This is a genomic window from Micromonospora sp. MA102 (genome assembly GCF_025460765.1).
Classification (GTDB): domain Bacteria; phylum Actinomycetota; class Actinomycetes; order Mycobacteriales; family Micromonosporaceae; genus Micromonospora; species Micromonospora halotolerans.
In genome coordinates, this window is sequence record NZ_JAMWEG010000002.1 from 463,072 (window position 1) to 478,257 (window position 15,186).

The following is a 15,186-nucleotide window of genomic DNA, read 5'->3' on the forward strand; positions in this document are numbered from 1 at the left end:
CGTCAGCCGACCGGCAGCACCTTCTCGACGGCGGCGCGCAGCTCGGGGGCGTCCGGGGTGACGGTCGGCGCGAACCGGGCCGCCACCGTGCCGTCCGGCGCGACGAGGAACTTCTCGAAGTTCCACCGCACGTCACCGGTGTGCCCGTCGGCGTCCGGAGTGGACACCAGCTCGGCGTAGAGCGGGTGCCGGTGCGGCCCGTTGACGTCGACCTTCTCCGTCAGCGGGAAGGTCACGCCGTAGTTGACCTGGCAGAACTCCTCGATCTCGGCGGCGCTGCCCGGCTCCTGGCCGGCGAACTGGTTGCACGGCACGCCGAGCACGGTCAGGCCCCGGTCCGCGTACTCGTCGGCGAGGGCCTGGAGGCCGGCGTACTGCGGGGTGAGGCCGCACCGGGAGGCCACGTTGACCACCAGCAGGGCGCGGCCGCGGTAGCGCCCGAGGTCGGCCGGCCCGCCGGCGAGGGCGTCGATCTGCACGTCGAAAACGGTCATGACACGAGGCTACGGGGCCGCGGGGCTCGGTCGACACCGGACCCGAGGAATCGATGTATCTACATCTTGACGAAGTGGTGACGCGTGAGTAGCGTCTCAGCATCCAATCTGGAAAGTTTCCTAACTGTTTGGGGAGACGCCGTATGAAGAGATCGCTCCGCCGGGCCCTGTGGGCCACCGGCGCCGTGGTCGCGCTCGCGGTCGCGGCGGTGCCGGTGGCGACCGCCTCCGCCGCGGGCAGCGTCACCGCCACATTCACCAAGGTGCAGGACTGGGGGACCGGTCACGAGACGAAGGTGACCATCACCAACGGCACGAGCGCCAGCGTCGCCACCTGGCGCGTCGAGTTCGACCTGCCCGCGGGGACCACCGTCAGCAGCTCCTGGGACGCCGACGTCACCAGCAGCGGCAACCACTACGTGGCGGTCAAGAAGAGCTGGGCCGGCCCGCTCGCCCCGGGTGCCAGCTTCAGCTGGGGCTACAACGGCACCGGGGCGTACAAGGCGCCGCTGACCTGCACGGTCAACGGCGCGTCCTGCTCCGGCGGCGGCACTCCTCCGACGACGACCCCACCCACCACGACGCCGCCGACGACCACCCCGCCCACCACGACGCCGCCCACCACCACCCCGCCCACCACGACGCCGCCCACCACGACCCCGCCGACCGGGGGCAAGAAGGTGGTCGGCTACTTCGCCGAGTGGGGCGTCTACGGCCGGAACTACCACGTCAAGAACATCCACACGAGCGGGTCCGCCGCCAAGCTGACCCACATCCTGTACGCCTTCGGCAACACCACCGGCGGCCGGTGCAGCATCGGTGACAGCTACGCCGACTACGACAAGGCGTACACCGCGGCGGACAGCGTCGACGGCGTGGCCGACACCTGGGACCAGCCGCTGCGCGGCAGCTTCAACCAGCTGCGCAAGCTCAAGAAGATGTACCCGAACCTCAAGGTGATCTGGTCCTTCGGCGGCTGGACCTGGTCGGCCGGCTTCACCCAGGCCGCGCAGAACCCGGCCGCGTTCGCGGACTCCTGCTACGCGCTAGTCAAGGACCCGCGCTGGGCGGACGTCTTCGACGGCATCGACGTCGACTGGGAGTACCCGAACGCCTGCGGCCTCCAGTGCGACACCAGCGGGCCGAACGCGTTCAAGAACGTGGTCAGCGCGCTGCGGAGCAGGTTCGGCTCCAGCGCCCTGGTCACCGCGGCGATCACCGCCGACGGCAGCAGCGGCGGCAAGATCGACGCGACCGACTACGCCGGCGCCACGCCGTACCTCAACTGGCTCATGCCGATGACGTACGACTACTTCGGCGCCTTCAACGCCCAGGGGCCGACCGCGCCGCACTCGCCGCTCTACTCCTACACCGGCATCCCGCAGCAGGGCTTCTGGTCCGACGCGGCGATCCAGAAGCTCAAGTCCAAGGGCGTGCCGTCGGACAAGCTGCTGCTCGGCATCGGCTTCTACGGCCGGGGCTGGACCGGGGTCACCCAGACCGCCCCGGGCGGCACCGCCACGGGCCCGGCGCCCGGCACCTACGAGCAGGGCATCGACGACTACAAGGTGCTCAAGAACACCTGCCCGGCCACCGGCACGGTCGGCGGCACCGCCTACGCCAAGTGCGGCAGCAACTGGTGGAGCTACGACACGCCGGCGACCATCGGCGGAAAGATGACCTACGCGAAGAACCAGGGCCTCGGTGGCGCGTTCTTCTGGGAGCTCTCCGGAGACACCAGCAACGGTGAGCTCATCGGCGCCATCAAGGGCGGTCTCGGCTGAGCCGAGGGCCGACGCACCACCCACCCGGCGGGGAGGGGCCGCACCGGCCCCTCCCCGCACGGTGTCCGCTCAGGTACGGATGCTGCGGGCCCGGTGCGCGCGGGGCGAGAGCCCGTACGCCGCACGGAACGCCCGGCTGAAGTGGGCCCGGTCGCGGAAGCCCCAGCGGGCGGCCACCTGGTGCACGGTGAGGTGCCGCAGCCGCGGGTCGGCCAGGTCCCGGAAGCAGCGGTCCAGCCGCGCCGTGCGGATCAGGGCCGCCACGGTCGTGTCGCCGTCCTCGAAGAGCCGGTGCAGCGCGCGCACCGAGAGGTGGTGCGCCTCGGCCACCGCGGCCGGGGTGAGCCCGGGGTCGGCCAGGTGCTGCCGGATCCACGCCTCCGCCCGGGCCCGCAGGCCGGTGATCCGCACCTCGACGGGGAGTTCCCGCTCCGCCTCCACGTGCCCGGCCAGGGTGCCGGCGATCAGATCCAGGGCGATCCGGTCGAGCCGCGGCGCGTCCGAGGCGGCGTACTGCTCGGGATGGGCCACCAGCCGGCGCAGGAAGGCGGCCAGCAGTGCGCCCATGCCGGCGTCGGCGGGGATGTCCGCGGCGAGCAGTGCCGCCGCCCGGTGCGGGGGCAGCGGCAGCGCCCGGTGCGGCACCAGCACGGTCAGCGTCTCCAGCGGGTCGGCGGTGCGGTCCGGCGCGTGCCGGGAGCCGTGCGGGCGGACGGTGTCGATGAAGGCGAAGCCGGACGGGCCGAGCCGGCCCGACCGCCGCTGCTGCGACATCACGCCGTGGCCGTTCAGCGGCAGGGCGAGCTGGTAGAGCTCCGGGTCCGAGCTGCGGATCAGCCGTGGCGTACGGGCCAGTTCCAGCGACGGGTACCGCCAGGCGCCGAGCCGGACCACGCCCAGGTCGACGGCCCGTGCCGAGGCGGCGAAGTCGGCCGCGTGCGCGCTGCTGATCCGGGCGGCCACCGACTCGCGGGCCACCACGTCCTGCCAGAAGTCGAACCGCTCGGCCGGGGGCAACCCGGCGGTGTCGACCGATGCCACGGCGAGGATGACCATTCACCTCCTTGGGGGTACGCCATTGTCGGCGCCGCCCGGCCCGGCGTCCATGGCGCCCCACGAGGCCGATCCGCGTGCCGCTCTGGCTGGCCGGGGCGATCCGGGCGAGGATGGCAGGATCGTCGAGGATCCGGTGGCGGCGGCCGTCGGCGCCCCCGCGGGCCGGCATCCGGCGACGTCGATGTGACAGACTCGCCGCTCGGCATGTGCCGATGTCCGCGCCGAGGGAAGGGGACCGATGGGCCTGACGCACCCGCGGGCGGTGGCCGGCGCGGCCCTGCTCGCGCTCCTGCCGGTCACGCTGGCCGGCTGCGGCCTCGGCGGCGGGGACGACACCCCGGGCGGCCCGGCCAGCCAGTCCCAGCGGGCGCCGGCCGAGGAGGCGGCGGCCAAGAGCCGGGAGCGGGTCCAGGCGTACCTGGACGCGATGGCGGCCAAGGACGTCGACGCCGGCCGCAGCCAGCTCTGCGCGCCCATGCAGACCGCCTTCGACGCCGCCGCCACCGGCCCGAACGGCGACTTCGCGGACCACTTCACGGTCCCGCAGGCCACCATCACCGACGTCCGGTCCGGCCCGCACGGCGAGGAGGTGAGCACCTCGGTCACCGTGGCCGTCGGGTCCCGCAAGGCCACCCGTTCGCTGCTGTTCACGGTCACCCGCACGGGCGCCGACTGGTGCATCGCCGGCGAGGCGCTGGGCGGCAACACCCCGGAGCCCGGGATCACCCCCTGACCCCGCACCCGCCCCGACCTGCGGCGGTCCCCGGATGTGTCGCTGATCTCCCAACCACCGGAACCGTCCCCCTCGGCGGCGGGCGGTCCCGGCCGTCGCCGTACGCTTTCCCCCATGCGCCATGAGTGGCATCAGCTGAGTCACCCCGCGGTGGGCAGCCCGGGGCTCCAGACCAGTCGTCCGACCGCCGACTCCGCCGAGGACGCGGCCCTCGGTTTGGACCGCTGGCGGGAGCTGCCGCGCGCGCAGACCCCGCCCTGGCCGGACCAGGAGCAGGTCGCCGCGGTCTGCAAGGTGCTGGACACCGTGCCGTCGGTGGTCGCCCCCTACGAGGTCGACCAGCTCCGGCAGCGGCTGGCGCTGGTCTGCGAGGGCAAGGCGTTCCTGCTCCAGGGCGGCGACTGCGCGGAGACCTTCGCCGACAACACCGAGAGCCACCTGCTGGCCAACGCCCGCACCCTGCTCCAGATGGCGATCGTGCTGACCTACGGCGCGTCGCTGCCGGTGGTCAAGGTGGCCCGGGTCGCCGGCCAGTACACCAAGCCCCGGTCGCTGCCCACCGACGCGCGCGGCCTCCCCGCCTACCGCGGTGACATGATCAACTCGCTGGAGGCCACGCCGGAGGCGCGGGTCGCCGACCCGCAACGCATGATCCGGGCGTACGCGAACTCCGCCGCCGCCATGAACATGCTCCGGGCGTACCTGGCCGGCGGGCTGGCCGACCTGCACGCGGTGCACGACTGGAACAAGGGCTTCGTGAAGCAGTCCCCGGCCGGCGAGCGCTACGAGGCCATCGCCCGGGAGATCGACCGCGCGCTGGCCTTCATCCGCGCCTGCGGGATGACCGACGACGAGGCGCTGCGCACCGTCACCCTCTACTGCTCCCACGAGGCGCTGGCGCTGGAGTACGACCGGGCGCTCACCCGGATCTCGGGCAACCGGGCGTACGGGCTGTCCGGTCACTTCCTGTGGGTCGGCGAGCGGACCCGGCAGCTCGACGGGGCGCACCTCGACTTCATCTCCCGGATCGCCAACCCGATCGGGGTCAAGCTCGGCCCGACCACCACCCCGGACGAGGCCATCGAGCTGTGCGAGAAGCTCAACCCGGACAACATCCCCGGCCGGCTCACCCTGATCAGCCGGATGGGCAACCACCGGGTCCGGGACGCCCTGCCCCCGATCGTCGCCAAGGTCACCGCCGCCGGTGCCAAGGTCGTCTGGCAGTGCGACCCGATGCACGGCAACACCCACGAGTCCTCGAACGGCTACAAGACCCGGCACTTCGACCGGATCGTCGACGAGGTGCTCGGCTACTTCGAGGTGCACCGCGGCCTGGACACCCACCCAGGCGGCCTGCACGTCGAGCTGACCGGCGAGGACGTCACCGAGTGCCTGGGCGGCGCCCAGGGCATCGAGGACCTCGACCTGCCCGACCGGTACGAAACCGCCTGCGACCCGCGACTGAACACCCAGCAGTCGCTGGAGCTGGCCTTCCTGGTGGCGGAGATGCTCCGTGGCTGACCCCGCGGGCCCTCCGGCGGCCGAAAGGATGACAGTGGCTGAATTCATCGATCTGCGGTCCGACACCGTGACCCGGCCCACCGCCGGGATGCGCGAGGCGATGGCGACCGCCGAGGTCGGCGACGACGTCTACGGGGAGGACCCGACCGTCGCCGCCCTGGAGGCCGAGGTCGCGGCGCTCTTCGGGCACGAGGCGGCGCTGTTCGCCCCGAGCGGCTCGATGGCCAACCAGATCGCCCTCCAGCTCGTCGTCCCGCCGGGGGACGAGCTGCTCTGCGACGCCGACGCGCACGTGGTCACGTACGAGATCGGCGCCGCGGCGGCGTACGGCGGCATCTCCTCGCGGACCTGGCCGGCGGTGGGTGCGGAAGTCGACCCCGAGGTGGTGGCCGGGATGGTCCGGCCGGACGGCTACTTCGCGGTGCCGACCCGGGCCATCGCCGTCGAGCAGACCCACAACCGGGGCGGCGGCGGGGTGATCCCCCTGGCGACCCTGCGGGAGCTGCGCCGGGTCGCCGACGACCACGGGCTCGCCCTGCACTGCGACGGCGCCCGGATCTGGCATGCGCACGTCGCCGACGGGGTGCCGCTGGCCGAGTACGGGGCGCTGTTCGACACCCTCTCGGTCTGCCTCTCCAAGGGCCTCGGCGCGCCGGTCGGCTCGCTGGTGGTCGGCAGCGCCGAGAAGATCGCCCGGGCGCGGTTCGTCCGCAAGCGGATGGGTGGCGGCATGCGGCAGGTCGGCATCCTCGCGGCCGCCGGCCGGTACGCGCTGGCCCACCACGTCGAGCGGCTCGCCGAGGACCACGCCAAGGCCGCCCGGCTGGCCGAGGCGGTCGCCCCGTACGGGGTGCTCGCGACCGCGGTGCGGACCAACATCGTCCCGCTCGACCTGGCCAAGCACCCGCTCGACGCGCCCGCCCTGGCGGCGGCCGCCCGGGAGCGGGGCCTGCTGATCTCGGTGCTCGGCCCGCGTACCGCCCGCCTGGTCACGCACCTGGATGCCACCGACGACCAGATCGACCGGGCCGCCGAGATCCTGACCACGCTCCTGCGCGCCTGACCCGTCCGCGTCCCCGCCCCTGTTGATCAGGAGCTTCGCGTCGCCTCCTGATCAACCCCGGCGGGGGCCCGGGCGGGGTCAGGGGTGCAGGCGCTTCAGGGTCGCGATGTCGGCGGCGTGCCCCACGTGCTTCTCGGTCGGGGTTTCCACCAGGACGGGGACGCCGGCGGTGGCGGGGTGGCGCATCAGCTCCGCGAACGCGGGCTCGCCGATGGTGCCCTTGCCGATGCTCTCGTGCCGGTCCCGGGTCGAGCCGCACAGGTCCTTCGAGTCGTTCGCGTGCACCAGCTTCAGCCGGTCCGCGCCCACCGCCGCGACCAGCGCGTCCAGCGTCGCGGTCATCCCGCCCTCGGCGGCCAGGTCGTGCCCGGCCGCCCAGGCGTGGCAGGTGTCGAAGCAGACGCCCAGCATCGGGTGGCGGTCCACCACGTCCAGGTAGGGGCCCAGGTGCTCGACCCGGGAGGCCAGTGACCGGCCGCCCCCGGCGCTCGGCTCGACCAGCAGCATCGGCCCGCCGGTGGCCGCGGCCTCGTCCAGCAGCGGGAGCAGGGCGTCACGGACCTGCCGCATGGCCGCCTCGGCGTGGCCCGCGTCGACGGCGCTCCCGGCGTGGAACACCACGGCCTCGGCGCCGATGGCCCGGCCCCGGCGCAACGCGTGCGCCAGGGTCTCCGCCGACCGCTCGACCGTGGCCGGGGTGGGAGAACCGAGGTTGACCAGCAGCGAGGCGTGGATGAAGACCGGCAGGCCGCGCTCGCCGCAGCCGTCCCGGAACAGCACGTCCTGCTTCGGGTCGCCCGCCGGCAGCGCCCAGCCCCGGGAGTTCGAGACGTAGACCTGCACCACCTCGGACGCGGCCGCGTCGGCGTAGGGCAGCGCCGCCCTGGCCAGGCCGCCGGAGGTGGGGGTGTGCGAGCCGACCCGCCGCCGGGTGCTCACAGGCAGGTCACCGTGACCGGGGTGCCCGGCGGCACCGGGGTGTTCTCGCCCGGGTTCTGGAAGCGCGCCACCCCGTTGGGGTTGAGCTGGATGTTGACCGGGAAGCCCTGGCTCTCCAGCACCTGCTTGGCCTGCTGGCACGGCAGGTCGACCACCCGGGGGACGGGCACCTGGGCGGGGCCCTTGCTGACGTCCAGCTTGACCTGGGTGCCCTTCTCCACGCCGGTGCCGTCGGCCGGGCTCTGCCCGAGGACCTCGTCCTTCGGCTTGTCGGAGTCCTTGTACGTCTCGACCGGGGTCAGCCCGAGCCGGCTGAGGGTGGCGCGGGCCTCGCCGAGGTTCTTGCCCACCAGGTTCGGCACGGACACCGGCGCGCGGCCCTTGCTCAGGACCACCGTCACCTTCGCACCCGGCTTGACCACCGTGCCCACCTTCGGGTCGGTGGCGAGCACCACCCCGGCCGGCAGCGCGTCGTCGTAGCGGGAGCTGCCCTTGACCGGCACCAGCTTCGCGTCGGTCAGCTCGGCCTCGGCCAGCGCGAAGTCCTTGCCCACCACGTCCGGCACCGGCAGCCGTTCCGGACCGAGCGACAGGGTCAGCGTGATCGTGCCGCCCTTGACGATCCGGGTGGCGGAGACCGGGTCCTGGCCCAGCACCGTGTCCTTGGGGATCTTCTCGTCGTAGCGGGGCTCGGCGAAGCGCAGGGCGAAGCCGCCCCGCGTGGCCTGCGCCTCCGCGTCGGCCTTGCTCAGGCTCACCAGCTGCGGTGCGACCGTGTAGCGGCCCACCCCGAACCACCAGCCGCCCAGGGCGGCCACCAGGCCGAGCACCACGGCCGCCGCGGCGACCGCCAGCCGGCCACGCGGCGAGCCCATCACCCGGGTGCGCAGCCCGGCCAGCCGGGCGCCCAGGCCCTCGTCCTCGACGGCGCGACGGCGGTGCGTGCGCTGGGGGCCGCCCTCGGGCAGCCGGGCCCAGGCGGGGCGCTCGGCCGGGCGGACCGCCGCCACCACCATGGTGGGCTGCGCGAGCACGCTCGTCTCGTCACCCACCTGCCGCAGCACCGCGGTGTGCGAGTTGCCGTTGCCCAGCTCGTCCCGCGCGGCCTGCACCTCGGTGAGCAGCGCGCCGGCGTCGGCCGGGCGGGCGGCGGGGTCGCGCCGGGTGGCCCGGGCGACCAGCCGGTCGAGGACCGGGGGCAGCGCCGGCACCAGGGTCGACGGGGCCGGCACGTCGCGGTCGACGTGCTGCCAGGCGACCTCCACGGGGCGGTCGCCGTCGTAGGGCACCCGGCCGGTGAGCATCTCGAACAGCACGATGCCGGCGGAGTACACGTCGGTGCGCGGGTCCGAGTGGCCCTGGGTGACCAGCTCCGGCGCCACGTAGGCCACGGTGGCCATGAGCTGGTTGCCGTTCTCCTCCTCGGCGCTCGCCTCGACCGCGCGGGCCAGCCCGAAGTCGGCCACCTTGACCACGCTGTCCACCAGGCTGGCGGTGCCGCCGGTGGGCGGTTCGGCGACCAGCACGTTCTCCGGCTTGACGTCGCGGTGGACCAGGCCGGCCCGGTGCGCGGCGGCGATCGCGGCGAGCATCTGCTCGGCGATGGCCAGTGCCTCGTCCGGGTTGAGCCGACGCCGCTCGGCGAGCACGTCGCGCAGGGTGCGGCCGCGCACGTACTCCATCACCAGGTAGGGGAGGCCGGCGTGGCTGCCCTGGTCGTAGACCGCCACCACGTTGGGGTGGGTGAGCCGGGCGATGGTCTTGGCCTCGTCGGTGAAGCGCGCGACGAAGCCGGCCATCCGGGCCCGGGCCTCGGGCGCCTGGGTCGGGTGAATGATCTTGACCGCCACGGTGCGCTCCAGGCGCTCGTCGGTGGCGGTGTACACGGTCGCCATGCCGCCACGGGCCACGCGACCGCGAATGCGGTAGCGCCCGTCGATCAGCGAGCCCAGCAACGTGTCGGCGACCTGTGTGTCCATCGGCAGGCAGTCTATGTGTCGGGAGGGTGAAGGTTGAACAGGATGCTACAGCCGGCATGCGACGGGCGGCACCGGCGCACGCTCCCGCCGCGGTACGGGGTGCCGCCGACCGGCCCCGCCGGGCACGTGGCAGGGTGGTCGGGTGACCGATTCCGTACCCGCCGAGAGCGCCACCACCGGGGCCGACCTGCCCGGACCGACCGACCCGGCCGGCTGGCTGACCCTGCCGGACGTGGCCGAGCGCCTCGACCTGTCGATCAGCAAAGTGCACCAGATGATCCGCGACCGGGAGCTGCTGGCGGTGCGCCGCGACGGCGTCCGCCGGATCCCGGCCGACCTGGTGGCCAACCGCACCGTGCTCAAGCACCTGCCCGGCGTGCTCAACCTGCTCGCCGACGCCGGGTACGACGACGAGGAGGCGTTGCGCTGGCTCTACCAGCCCGACCCGACCCTCGCCGGCACCACCCCGGCGGCCACCCTCGCCGGCGACCAGGCCCGCGAGGTCAAGCGCCGGGCCCAGGCCCTGGGCTTCTGAGAGCCACCCCGACCCGTCGATCATGAGGTTGGCGGCACGATCGGAGATCGACTCCGCCGTCAACCTCATGATCGCCCGGCGGGGCGGGGGTGCGGTCAGTCGGTGCGGCGGGTGGCGGCTATGGCCAGGTCGACCAGGGACTGGCGGGCCTCGGTGTCCAGGTCGACGGTCGTGAGGGCGGCCAGGGCGCTCTCGGTGAGGGCGGTGATGCGCCGTTCGGTGCGGTCCAGGGCGCCGCTCACCGTGATCAGCTCGCGCAGGCGGGTCACCCCGGCGGCGTCCAGCCCGGGGTCGCCGAGGCCGCCGAGCAGCAGGTCGCGGCCGGCGTCGTCGAGCGCCTCGAGGGCCGCCGCCACCAGATAGGTCCGCTTGCCCTCGCGCAGGTCGTCGCCGGCCGGCTTGCCGGTGCGCCCCGGATCGCCGAACACCCCGAGCACGTCGTCGCGGAGCTGGAACGCCTCGCCCAGCGGCAGCCCGTACGCCGAGTAGGCCGCGTGCACCTCGGCCGGGGCGTCGGCGAGGGCGGCGCCGAGCAGCAGCGGCCGCTCGACGGTGTACTTCGCCGACTTGTAGCGGGCCACCTTGCCGGCCCGCTCCAGCGAGGTGTCCCCGGTGGCCTGCGTGAGCACGTCCAGGTACTGCCCGACGGTCACCTCGGTGCGCATCTCGTCGAAGACCGGCCGGGCCCGGGCCACCGTGCGCGGGTCCAGGCCGGCGGAGTGCAGCACCTCGTCGGACCAGACCAGGCAGAGGTCGCCCAGCAGGATGGCCGCCGCGTCGCCGAACCCGTCCGGGTCGCCGCTCCAGCCGGCCGCGCGGTGCCGGGCGGCGAACCGCCGGTGCACCGCCGGCTCGCCCCGGCGGGTGTCCGAGCGGTCCATCAGGTCGTCGTGGATCAGCGCGCTGGCCTGCACGAACTCCAGCGCGGCCAGGGCGGCGACCACCTGGTCGGAGTCGACCCCGCCGGCGCCCCGGTAGCCCCAGTAGCCGAAGGCCGGGCGCAGTCGCTTCCCGCCGCCCAGCACGAACGCCTCGATCGTCTCGGCGACGGGCACCAGGCCCTCGTCGAGGGTGGTCAGCCAACCGCGCTGGCCGGCCAGGAACTCGGTGAGGGCCTTGTCGATCCGCTGGCGCAGGCCGGCGCGGTCGACGGGGGAAACGGGAGCAGCGTGGGTCACGCCGACGACGCTAGCCGGTCCCCGCCGCTGACGCCCGACCGCCGTCCCGGCGTGCCGCGCGTCGCCTGGGCCGGGTCCGACGTGCCGGCGGCGCCCGGGGACCGCCCGCCGGGGCGACCGGGAGGTGGGGGTGGTGCGCGGCCCGGGTCGGCGGCGCCGGTCCGGGCGGCCCCGGCCGACGCCGGCCCGGCGGCGCGCGACCGGCCGGCGAGGGCCACCCGGCGCGGCGGCGGCCGCGGGCCGGGCGAGGCGGCGGCTGCGCGCGGCGGCCTCGGCGAGCAGTTCGCCCGGCACCCCGAGGACCACCGCCAGCCAGCCGGACCAGAAGTCGCCGGGGAGCCGGCGCTGCCGCTCCCACCGGGACACCTCGTGCCGCGTCAGGGTCGGCACGCCGGCGGCCGCGCACAGCTCGGCGGCCACCCGCTGCTGGCTCCAGCCGCGAGCGGCCCGCAGCTCGGCCAGGAGCGGCCCGAACTGGCGCGGGCCGGGTGGCGTGGACGGGGTCATCGGGTCCTCCCGGGGCGACGGCGCGGGTGGCGGCGCGGCCGCCCGGCGGTGCCGGACCGGCGCGTCGCCGATCGTGGCGACCCCCGCGCGGGCCCCCCGGGACCGGCCACCGGCCGGCCCCACCGCGCTGCCCCCTTCCTACCCCCGGGGTACGACGCTCCGCCGCCCTCGTGCTCGCGGGCTGGGAAGATCCTGGGTCGGCCCGCACCCGCCGGTTACAGTCGGTCCGTGGCGCTCGGTCTTCCCTCGGTCCTTCCCAATCCCCAGCCGGCCATCGGGGAGCTGATCCGTCACGGCCGACCCACCTTCTCCTTCGAGTTCTTCCCGCCGAAGACCCCGCAGGGGGAGCGCCTGCTCTGGCAGGCCATCCGCGAGCTGGAGTCGTTGCGCCCCTCGTTCGTCTCGATCACCTACGGCGCGGGCGGTTCGACCCGGGACACGACGGTCGCGGTGACCGAACGGATCGCCACCGAGACCACCCTGCTGCCGATGGCGCACCTCACCGCGGTCGACCACTCGGTCGCCGAGCTGCGGCACGTCATCGGCCGGCTGGCCTCGGTGGGGGTGCGCAACGTGCTGGCCGTGCGCGGCGACCCGCCCGGCAACCCGGGCGGCGAGTGGGTCAGGCACCCGGAGGGCGTGCGGTACGCCGAGGAGCTGGTCCGGTTGGTGCGGGACGCCGGTGACTTCAGCGTCGGGGTGGCCGCGTTCCCCTACAAGCACCCCCGCTCGCCCGACGTGGCCAGCGACACCGCGCACTTCGTCCGCAAGTGCCGGGCCGGGGCCGAGTTCGCGATCACCCAGATGTTCTTCGACGCCGACGACTACCTGCGGCTGCGTGACCGGGTGGCCGCCGCGGGCTGCGACACCCCGATCCTGGCCGGGGTGATGCCGGTGACCCAGCTGGGCACCATCGAGCGGTCCGTGCAGCTCTCCGGCGCGCCCTTCCCGCCGGCCCTCGCGGAGCGGTTCGCCGCCGTGGCCGACGACCCGGAGGCGGTCCGCCGGCTCGGCGTCGAGCAGGCCGGCGAGATGTGCGCGAAACTGCTGGACGAGGGCGTGCCGGGGATCCACTTCATCACCCTCAACCGGTCCACCGCCACCCGCGAGGTCTGGCAGCGCCTGCGCGCCGACGCGCGGGTGTGAGCACCCGGCCCACGCCACCGCCGCCGCCCTTCTACGGTTGATCCGTGGTGGGCACACACCTGAACTGGGACCAGTACGCGACCGCGTGGGCGCGGCTGCACGGCGGCTTCGACCCCCGGGCGGCCGCGCCGGTGGTCCGCGCCTGGCTGCGCTTCGCCTACCACGTGGGCTACATCCTGGGCCGGCTGCGGGTCGGCCCCACCCCGGTGACCGTGGTCGGGGTGCTGCTCTGCCTCTGCGTACCCCTGCTGGTGGGGCGGGCCGGCGACGGGCCGTTCCTGGGCGCGCTGTTCGTGCTGCTCGCGGCGGTGGCGGACAGCGTCGACGGCGCGGTGGCGGTGGCGACCAACCGCACCACCCGGCTGGGCTACGTCTACGACTCGGTGGCCGACCGGCTCGGCGAGGCCGCCTGGCTGACCGCGTTCTGGCTGCTCGGCGCGCCCGGGGCGCTGGTCGCCGCGGCCGGAGGCCTGTCCTGGCTGCACGAGTACGTGCGGGCCCGGGCGGTCTCGGCCGGCATGCGGGAGATCGGCGCGGTGACCGTGGGGGAGCGGCCCACCCGGGTGTGCGTGGCCCTGGTCGGGCTGGTGGTCGCGGGCCTCACCGGGCTGATCGACACCGACCTGACCGCCGGCACCATCACCATGGCCACCACGGTCTGGGTGCTGCTGGCCGGCTTCGGCCTCGGCCAGCTGCTCTCCGCCGTCCGCCGCGCCCTGGTCGACGCCGGCTGACCCCGCGTCCCGGCCGGGCTCCTACCAGGCCGGGCCGATGGCGTCGGCGACGATCTCCGCGGACAGCGTCACCATGGGCAGGCCGCCGCCGGGGTGGCTGGAGCCGCCGACCAGCCAGAGCCCGGCCACCGGGCCCCGGTTGGCCGGGCGGAGCAGCCCGCCCGCGGTGCCGTAGATCGCCCCGCCCGGCGCGCCGGTCGCCGCGTCCAGGTCGGCCGGGGTGCGGATCTCCCGGAACGCCAGCCGGTCCCGCACGTCCACGCCCCGCTCGGCGAGCACGTCGAGGATCCGGTCGGCGTACGCCTCGGCCAGCCCCGGCCGCCGCCAGTCGACCGCGCCCGCGGCCGTGCCGTGGCGGGCCGCGTTGACCAGCACGAACCACGCCTCGTGCCCGGCCGGGCGGACCGCCGGGTCGTCGGCCACCGTGACGAACACGGTGGGGTCGGGCGCGGGCCGGGCCCGGACGCCCCGCCCCGGGTCGCCGAAGACCGCGTCGAACTCGGCGTCGTGGTCGCGGGGGAAGAAGACGGTGTGGTGGGCCAGCCCGGAGTCGCCGCGGACGCCCAGCAGCAGCACGAATCCGGCCAGGCTGCGGTCGGTGAGCGCGGCCAGCCGGCGCGGGGTGGGCAGCAGGTCCCGGTAGAGGGTCAGCGCGTCGACGTTGGCCACCACGACGTCGGCGGGGACGGGGGCGGCCACCCCGGCGAGGCGTACGCCGTGGACCCGGCCGCCGGCCGCGTCGATCCGGGTGACCGTGGCGCCGGTCCGCACCACGACGCCGAGGTCCAGGCAGCGCGACAGCAGCGCGTCGGCCAGGGTGCCCAGCCCGCCGCGCAGGTACCAGCCGCCGTACGCCAGTTCGGCGTAGGGGACGGCGACCAGCGCGGCCGGGGCGCGGCGGGGGTCGGCGCCGGTGTAGGTGGCGTAGCGGTCCAGCAGCATCCGCAGCCGCGGGTCGGCCAGGTGCCGGCGGCTCAGCCCGCGCAGGGTGCGGCCGGGGCCGATGGCGGCGAGGTCACCCAGCCGCCAGGCCAGCGCGGCCAGGTCCCGGGGGGAGTCGACGGTGCGGCGCAGCACGTCCCGGTGCGAGGCCGCCCACACCCGGCCGGCCCGCCGCCAGAGCCGCTGCCAGTCGGCGGCGGCGCGGTCGCCGAACGCCGCGCCGACGCGGGCGGTGAACTCGGCCGGGTCGGCGCAGGAGTCCAGGGTGGGGCCGCCGCCGGGGAAGACGTGCCGGACGATCGGGTCCAGCGGCACCAGGTCCAGGTATTCGTCGAGCTTCGCGCCGGTCGCCTCGAACAGGTCGTGGAACACCTGGGGCAGGGTGACCAGGCTCGGCCCGGTGTCGAAGTGCCACGACCCCTCGGGGGTGTCGTGCCGGTGCCGGCCGAGCTTGCCGCCGACCGTGCCGGCCCGTTCGAGGACGGTGACCTCGTGCCCGGTGACCGCCAGCCGGGCGGCGGCGGCCAGACCGCCCACGCCGGCGCCGATGACCACGATCCGCGCCATGCCGCCGC

13 protein-coding genes and 1 pseudogene are annotated in these 15,186 nt (G+C 75.0%); 7 read left to right on the forward strand and 7 right to left on the reverse strand.

Annotated features, from left to right (window positions below):
* Positions 1-2: 2 nt before the first annotated feature.
* Positions 3-494, reverse strand: coding sequence for a glutathione peroxidase (locus NFX44_RS05565; RefSeq protein ID WP_262282401.1), 492 nt, complete (start codon positions 492-494; stop codon positions 3-5).
* Between the two features lie 143 nt (positions 495-637).
* On the opposite strand from NFX44_RS05565, the gene NFX44_RS05570 reads away from it, so the two are divergent.
* Positions 638-2,278 carry a glycosyl hydrolase family 18 protein gene (locus tag NFX44_RS05570; protein ID WP_262282402.1) on the forward strand — a complete coding sequence of 547 codons (1,641 nt, stop codon included), beginning with the start codon at positions 638-640 and terminating at the stop codon, positions 2,276-2,278.
* A 69-nt stretch (positions 2,279-2,347) separates the two neighbouring features.
* Here the strand turns inward: NFX44_RS05570 and NFX44_RS05575 are convergent, their stop codons facing one another.
* On the reverse strand, positions 2,348-3,334 hold the full coding sequence (locus NFX44_RS05575; protein WP_262282403.1) for a helix-turn-helix domain-containing protein: 987 nt from the start codon (positions 3,332-3,334) through the stop codon (positions 2,348-2,350).
* Between the two features lie 238 nt (positions 3,335-3,572).
* On the opposite strand from NFX44_RS05575, the gene NFX44_RS05580 reads away from it, so the two are divergent.
* From NFX44_RS05580 to NFX44_RS05590, 3 genes are all read left to right on the forward strand, one after another.
* Positions 3,573-4,067, forward strand: a complete 495-nt coding sequence (locus NFX44_RS05580) for a hypothetical protein (protein WP_262282404.1) — start codon at positions 3,573-3,575, stop codon at positions 4,065-4,067.
* A 114-nt stretch (positions 4,068-4,181) separates the two neighbouring features.
* The gene (locus tag NFX44_RS05585; protein ID WP_262282405.1) at positions 4,182-5,588 is read left to right on the forward strand and encodes a class II 3-deoxy-7-phosphoheptulonate synthase; all 1,407 of its coding nucleotides are present in this window, start codon (positions 4,182-4,184) and stop codon (positions 5,586-5,588) included.
* Positions 5,589-5,616: 28 nt separating this feature from the next.
* Positions 5,617-6,651, forward strand: a complete 1,035-nt coding sequence (locus tag NFX44_RS05590) for a low specificity L-threonine aldolase (protein WP_262282406.1) — start codon at positions 5,617-5,619, stop codon at positions 6,649-6,651.
* A gap of 78 nt (positions 6,652-6,729) precedes the next feature.
* On the opposite strand, the gene NFX44_RS05595 is transcribed toward NFX44_RS05590, so the two are convergent.
* Together NFX44_RS05595 and pknB are read right to left on the reverse strand one after the other, a co-directional pair.
* Positions 6,730-7,590, reverse strand: a complete 861-nt coding sequence (locus NFX44_RS05595; RefSeq protein WP_262282407.1) for a deoxyribonuclease IV — start codon at positions 7,588-7,590, stop codon at positions 6,730-6,732.
* On the reverse strand, positions 7,587-9,569 hold the full coding sequence (gene pknB / locus NFX44_RS05600; protein WP_262282408.1) for a Stk1 family PASTA domain-containing Ser/Thr kinase: 1,983 nt from the start codon (positions 9,567-9,569) through the stop codon (positions 7,587-7,589). Before pknB ends, NFX44_RS05595 begins: the two co-directional genes overlap by 4 nt.
* Positions 9,570-9,756: 187 nt before the next feature.
* Between pknB and NFX44_RS05605 the strand changes: the two genes are divergently transcribed.
* A complete protein-coding gene (locus NFX44_RS05605) occupies positions 9,757-10,104 on the forward strand; it encodes an Rv2175c family DNA-binding protein (protein WP_262282591.1) in 348 nt (115 codons plus the stop codon).
* Positions 10,105-10,199: 95 nt separating this feature from the next.
* Here the strand turns inward: NFX44_RS05605 and NFX44_RS05610 are convergent, their stop codons facing one another.
* Positions 10,200-11,282: a polyprenyl synthetase family protein gene (locus tag NFX44_RS05610; protein ID WP_262282592.1), complete on the reverse strand. Its 1,083-nt coding sequence runs from the start codon at positions 11,280-11,282 to the stop codon at positions 10,200-10,202.
* Positions 11,283-11,564: 282 nt separating this feature from the next.
* A pseudogene (locus NFX44_RS05615) lies at positions 11,565-11,789 on the reverse strand (helix-turn-helix domain-containing protein); the annotation flags it as partial.
* A 228-nt stretch (positions 11,790-12,017) separates the two neighbouring features.
* On the opposite strand from NFX44_RS05615, the gene metF reads away from it, so the two are divergent.
* Both metF and NFX44_RS05625 read left to right on the forward strand, forming a co-directional pair.
* Positions 12,018-12,935 (forward strand): methylenetetrahydrofolate reductase [NAD(P)H], encoded by a 918-nt coding sequence (metF, locus tag NFX44_RS05620; protein WP_262282409.1) that lies wholly within the window; start codon positions 12,018-12,020, stop codon positions 12,933-12,935.
* 44 nt (positions 12,936-12,979) lie between these two features.
* On the forward strand, positions 12,980-13,669 hold the full coding sequence (locus tag NFX44_RS05625) for a CDP-alcohol phosphatidyltransferase family protein (RefSeq protein WP_262282410.1): 690 nt from the start codon (positions 12,980-12,982) through the stop codon (positions 13,667-13,669).
* A 21-nt stretch (positions 13,670-13,690) separates the two neighbouring features.
* Here the strand turns inward: NFX44_RS05625 and NFX44_RS05630 are convergent, their stop codons facing one another.
* Positions 13,691-15,178, reverse strand: coding sequence for an NAD(P)/FAD-dependent oxidoreductase (locus NFX44_RS05630; protein WP_262282411.1), 1,488 nt, complete (start codon positions 15,176-15,178; stop codon positions 13,691-13,693).
* Positions 15,179-15,186: the final 8 nt, after the last annotated feature.

Excerpts from the sequence above, each read along its gene's own strand:
- NFX44_RS05565 (WP_262282401.1), bottom strand. The coding sequence starts at position 494 with ATGACCGTTTTCGACGTGCAGATCGACGCCCTCGCCGGCGGGCCGGCC.
- NFX44_RS05570 (WP_262282402.1), top strand. The coding sequence starts at position 638 with ATGAAGAGATCGCTCCGCCGGGCCCTGTGGGCCACCGGCGCCGTGGTC.
- NFX44_RS05575 (WP_262282403.1), bottom strand. The coding sequence starts at position 3,334 with ATGGTCATCCTCGCCGTGGCATCGGTCGACACCGCCGGGTTGCCCCCG.
- NFX44_RS05580 (WP_262282404.1), top strand. The coding sequence starts at position 3,573 with ATGGGCCTGACGCACCCGCGGGCGGTGGCCGGCGCGGCCCTGCTCGCG.
- NFX44_RS05585 (WP_262282405.1), top strand. The coding sequence starts at position 4,182 with ATGCGCCATGAGTGGCATCAGCTGAGTCACCCCGCGGTGGGCAGCCCG.
- NFX44_RS05590 (WP_262282406.1), top strand. The coding sequence starts at position 5,617 with ATGACAGTGGCTGAATTCATCGATCTGCGGTCCGACACCGTGACCCGG.
- pknB (WP_262282408.1), bottom strand. The coding sequence starts at position 9,569 with ATGGACACACAGGTCGCCGACACGTTGCTGGGCTCGCTGATCGACGGG.
- NFX44_RS05630 (WP_262282411.1), bottom strand. The coding sequence starts at position 15,178 with ATGGCGCGGATCGTGGTCATCGGCGCCGGCGTGGGCGGTCTGGCCGCC.